Here is a 1,404-nt window from a genome sequence, read left to right as displayed (position 1 = left end):
CACCACTTTACAAGTTTGACTATGCAATCTTGTCATCTCGTAGAAAAGAACTAATAGCTTTCTGAACTTTAGAATAAATTTTGCTACTTTCGAGTGAAGATACGAAACTATCAAAAATTAATTCCTTAGAGATATTCTCTGCTAACACTCTTTTTATCTTTTGAGGACTTCTAAATTTATATTTCTCAAATTTTTGATCTATAAAGGGTAAAACTGAAACAAAAGTGTAGCTGATAGCAAGTAAATTCACATATCTTTCTATAGCTTTTTTATTTCGTACCATATAATTACCAAAAGACCAGAAAAATTTGTGCTGATAAAAGATAACTTCTATATTCCATCTAATACTATAAGCAGATAACGGTACTTGTTTAAAATCAGTATTATCATATTTGTTTTTTTCGATATTATGATTTTTGAAAATACTAATTTCACCTGGATTAATGGTACAAATAAATAATCTTGTAGATGAGAATTTATCAGTATCTTTAGCTGTCACTGTAATATATACTGGAGTTTTAAACAGTCTGGTCATGACTCTACGAGTGGAAATAAAATATTTATTAGCCTTTTCATAAGAAAAGGCATGAATATCTAGTTTATCACCTCTAAGTCTAGGTCTACCACGCTTTCCATTATGTTTAGGTGGTAAATCAAAAATTGCAGTATCTTTTCTTACTGCACCTATTAAATCTAAGTTATCGTAAGAGTTAACAGTATCAAGAACAGAACCTTTAGTATACCAACTATCACACAATAGAATAACCTGATATGATTTTAATAATGGCATAGCGATATTTATTAATTCTGAGGCTAATTTTAATTTACTCTTACTTTTATCATAGAGCTTATAACCTACAGGTAAGCTTAAATATTTGATACCTTCATTATGCTTTAAAGGAATATTAATAACTAAAGATACAAAACAGTGACCATTTAAGTATGAACTTCCAGTTCTACTAGTATGGTCAAAAAGCTTATAATAACAATCAAATTTATTACCATACTTGGCTTGCAAAGTATCATCTATACTTAAGAAAATTGTTATTTCATCTTTAGAGCTAGAAATCAAATTTAAAACTATATCTACAGTTTTTCTCATTAGTTTTTCTGTAGAAAAACTAGAATGAGATAAGAAATAATAAAAAGAATTTAGAACTTTACTGCTATATTTACTTATGAAATTATCATATAAAAACTTTATAGACCTTATTTCCTCAATAGAAATTATCGCTAAAATTAGCCAATTAAATATTTCAAAACTTGGTTTTGTAAAAATAGAACGATATTTTAATAAATATTGCTTTAATGTTTGGTTTGTTGAATTATTGGGAATATTAATCATAGTCAGACATCTCCTAGATTTAGTTTTTATTGACTATGATTATTATCTCTAGGATTTAG

Annotated in this window: 1 protein-coding gene; it reads right to left on the bottom strand. The window is 26.9% G+C overall.

Annotated features, from left to right (window positions below; all coding sequences use genetic code 11):
• Positions 1 to 19: 19 nt before the first annotated feature.
• Positions 20 to 1,345, bottom strand: coding sequence for an IS701 family transposase (locus BX659_RS18705; RefSeq protein WP_097019730.1), 1,326 nt, complete (start codon positions 1,343 to 1,345; stop codon positions 20 to 22).
• Between the last annotated feature and the right edge of the window lie 59 nt (positions 1,346 to 1,404).

It is taken from the genome of Orenia metallireducens (genome assembly GCF_003001995.1).
Lineage (GTDB): Bacteria > Bacillota > Halanaerobiia > Halobacteroidales > Halobacteroidaceae > Orenia > Orenia metallireducens_B.
The sequence above is the reverse complement of the archived record's forward strand: the minus strand, read 5'-3'. Positions and strand labels throughout refer to the sequence as shown.

Coding starts and splice junctions, on each gene's coding strand:
- BX659_RS18705 (WP_097019730.1), bottom strand. CDS start 1,345: ATGATTAATATTCCCAATAATTCAACAAACCAAACATTAAAGCAATAT.